Annotated in this window: 4 protein-coding genes; 1 reads left to right on the plus strand and 3 read right to left on the minus strand. The window is 54.8% G+C overall.

Annotated elements, in window-relative coordinates; translation table 11 throughout:
- Positions 1-1,173 (plus strand): IS4 family transposase (locus BN1115_RS00330; protein ID WP_050070472.1); only part of this gene is annotated, 1,173 nt, incomplete at its 5' end.
- Positions 1,174-1,385: 212 nt separating this feature from the next.
- Here BN1115_RS00330 and BN1115_RS00335 read toward each other — a convergent pair.
- The 3 genes from BN1115_RS00335 to BN1115_RS00345 form a co-directional block, all read right to left on the minus strand.
- Positions 1,386-2,504, minus strand: coding sequence for a hypothetical protein (locus tag BN1115_RS00335; RefSeq protein WP_042655583.1), 1,119 nt, complete (start codon positions 2,502-2,504; stop codon positions 1,386-1,388).
- Positions 2,505-2,514: 10 nt separating this feature from the next.
- Entirely contained in the window at positions 2,515-2,883 is a 369-nt protein-coding gene (locus BN1115_RS00340; RefSeq protein ID WP_050070473.1) for a hypothetical protein, read from the minus strand.
- A gap of 14 nt (positions 2,884-2,897) precedes the next feature.
- A partial coding sequence (locus BN1115_RS00345) for an IS1595 family transposase (RefSeq protein WP_050070474.1) occupies positions 2,898-3,398 on the minus strand: 501 nt, incomplete at its 5' end.

Here is a 3,398-nt window from a genome sequence, read left to right on the forward strand (position 1 = left end):
GTCTGGGCCATCATCGGCATGGCCATCTTCCGCCACGTCCCCATGACCCAGCTGGTCAATCAGCTCGATATCCTACTGCCCGGTGACCGTCCCTTTGTTGCCCCCAGCGCCTTCCTGCAAGCCCGCCAAAAGCTCGGGGACAAGAGCATCGAGCGGTTGTTTCACGAGACCGCCTCGCGCTGGCACCAACAGGCCAATCACCCTGGCTGGGCCGGGCTGCAACTGCTCGCCGTCGATGGCGTGATGTGGCGAACTCCCGATACTCCGGACAATGCCGCTGCCTTTGCCAAGCCCGGCACCCAGCATGGCGAGACCGTTTATCCACAGGTACGTATGCTCTGTCAGATGGAGCTCACCAGCCATCTGCTCACGCAAGCCGTCATGGAAAGCTGCGCCGTCAACGAGATGGCGCTGGCCGAACAGCTCATTGCACGCACACCGGACCACTCGCTGACCCTGTTCGACAAGGGGTTTTACTCCCTCGGTCTGCTACACGCCTGGCAAACTGCTGGCAGCGAGCGGCACTGGCTGCTGCCGCTCAAAAAGGGCACGCAATACGAGGTGGTACGCAAACTGGGGCGTCAGGATGTGCTGGTGCAGCTCAAGACCAGTCCACAGGCGAGGAAGAAGTGGCCGCAACTGCCAGAGACGATAGAAGCCCGCTTGCTGACCCGCAGCCTCAACGGCAAAGAGCGCCAAGTGTTGACCTCGATGGTCGACCCGATGCGTTTCCCGGGGGCTGACATCGTCGAGCTCTACAGCCATCGCTGGGAAATCGAGTTGGGCTATCGGGAGATGAAGCACAGCCTGCAACAACACCGACTGACCCTGCGTAGCAAGAAGGCTGCGGGGATACGGCAAGAGCTGTGGGGCGTGTTGTTGGCGTACAACCTGCTGCGCAGCCAGATGGTGAAGATGGCGGCGAGCCTGAAGGGGTACACAGCGAGTCAGCTGAGTTTTCACATGGCGTCGGTGTATCTTATCCATGAACTGAGCTGCATGCCGTACATGTCCCCGGGAAATATCCCGAAGCGGGTAGCTGACCTGGAGAAACAGGCGGGGCAGTTTGTGCTGCCGGAACGAAGGGAGCGAAGTTACCCCCGCTGCGTGAAGCCAAGGCCACAGAGGTATAGTGTGAAAAAAGCCAATAAAAACAATGCCAGTCAGGCTTAACTGACTGGCATTAGGGTAGATACTGGGCTTTTTTCATTTTCCCGGCCACATAGATGGGGAGATGTCGGTGACAACCGACATGCCGCGCCTGCTTGTTTGGTTCGACAATGATGGCGCCCAGCCCGCCGCCAGGGGTCATGTCAAGGCCCACACCATGGCGGCAGGGACATAACTCAACAGCTCAGGTTCATGCTGTGTAACCGGGTCCCCTCCTACAGGAGATCTTTCAGCCGGGTTAACAGCGTTTTACGGCTGTTATTCGCCACCACAAATCGCTTAAAGCGCTGGGCAAACGCAGGGCTATCGCCTTTGCACTGATAGGCTTCGCATAACTGATGCACATAGCGTGATGCCGCATCGTAGCCACTGGCGCAGGTGCGATCCGCTTGTTCTTGCGCTTGCTGCCAAGCGTGTTCGCGCTGATGGTAGATATCCGTCAATGCTTTCTCTTTTTCCGCTTTTTCAATCGCCATTTTCTTTGCGAGCGCTTCGGCTTGCGCTTGCTGTAATTGGCGTTGCGCTTGTGCAACGTAAGGCGTGATCACGTCGGGAGTTAACCAATACTGATAGGCTTGGTCTTGGTTGGCCGATTCTTTTCGCGTCATCGCCAAGGCTTGATGACGGGTTAACTGGCCTTGTTCAAACAGCGTGCTTAATAGCGTCTGTTTCTCCGCGTCAGTGAGCTGATGGAACCACCCGTCAAACTGAAACTCGGCCTGTTTGGCTGGGTGACTGGGTTGTGCATTCAGCACCATCGCCAATGCTTTAACCCAAGCCACGGGAATATCATAAAGGGTGGCAAACGCCTGCAGCTCCTCACTGAGGTGATCAAAGTCGAAATGAATTAAAGGTACGCCGTCAATGTCTTCATTAAAATCGCACGCGTTCAGCCACATAAAATAGATAAGACGCCAATCACCCTGCATTAAGGCATTGCGCAACGCGGCTAAATGTTGGAAAAATTCGTCCGCATGTTCATCGTCAAAATATTCGCCATACTCTTCGATAGAAAAAGTCAGCAATTGCCATTCATCGCGCTCATCTACATGAAAGCCATCGAGCGAAACGCCTAGTAACGCCTCGGGGATCGTGCCAGCAGGCAGCTTGATATAAGCATCAATGGAACCCCAATTGGCATAGTAAAAACCGATGTCGAAATATTTTGACATCAGTTCCGCAGGATCAGCCTTCAAGTCACTGTAGGTGTAATAGACCTGAAAAGCGGTCGAGGTAATCTCGGCTCGACTTGAAATAGCTCTGAGTGCTTGGCGGGCGTGAGGGGCTAACTGCCCGTCGACACGCTCAAATTGGTAGTATTGATATTCGCTCACGATGACCTTGCTATCGGTTAAGGGTGAATTGAAAGGTTTGCTGTAACAAAGACTGGATATGAACCATTCTGGCGGCCGGCTCAGCATTGATATAACGCCACGGCGCAATCGTCACAAATCCCCAGTATTGTAAAAATCGCTCAATAAACCGTGATTCGATGATCATGGATAACGTTTGTTCCGGTGTAAGGTAATGGTCGGCAGGGATGGCCAAGAGCAGATCGGGGAACGCCGTCATCACCTCTTGCACCAGCTCGGCGGCACTGTGGTGGTGTTGTAGGCGCCACAGCATAAACACCCAAAATATACGCACATCGACATCAAATGGAAAATTGTCCAAATAGGCCCAGTTATATTGGCTGACGGCAGCCGCTAGCATAGGTTTAAAAAAGGCTATGTCCCAATTACGTGTTGCATGGGGCGGCCCAGCGCCTCATGCAAACATGTTTTGATATTTACGCCCCTCCCGTAACGCTCCAGCATCCTGCGCCAACCCAGGTAGTTCTTCAGGTAGTGCGTCGCCACGCCATGGAACCGCTCCATCCACTCTTTCAACCGATGGAGATACCCGTTCACGTGCTGGATGTGATACGCACCAACCACCCGTTCGCCTTGGCGATTGCGCACTACTTGATGAGTCACTCCATGCACTTTGCTAAAACTGGCATACACACCCGCACCATCGCTACACAGCACCGCATCCGGTGACACCAGCGGCTTCAACACCGCGATGACCGCCTCGGCATTTATCTTCTCCAGCTGAAAATCCGCATGGTGGCCTGCTCGGTCTTGCACCACCATCACCGGGATGTAATCCGGCCCGGTTCCGCGGGTTCGCCCCTTGCCACCACGATGTCTTGGCGGACGCGGCAGCCCCCGTTGCCCCTTGAACGA

Source organism: Aeromonas allosaccharophila, assembly GCF_000819685.1.
GTDB lineage: Bacteria > Pseudomonadota > Gammaproteobacteria > Enterobacterales > Aeromonadaceae > Aeromonas > Aeromonas allosaccharophila.

Excerpts from the sequence above, each read along its gene's own strand:
- BN1115_RS00340 (WP_050070473.1), bottom strand. The coding sequence starts at position 2,883 with ATGCTAGCGGCTGCCGTCAGCCAATATAACTGGGCCTATTTGGACAAT.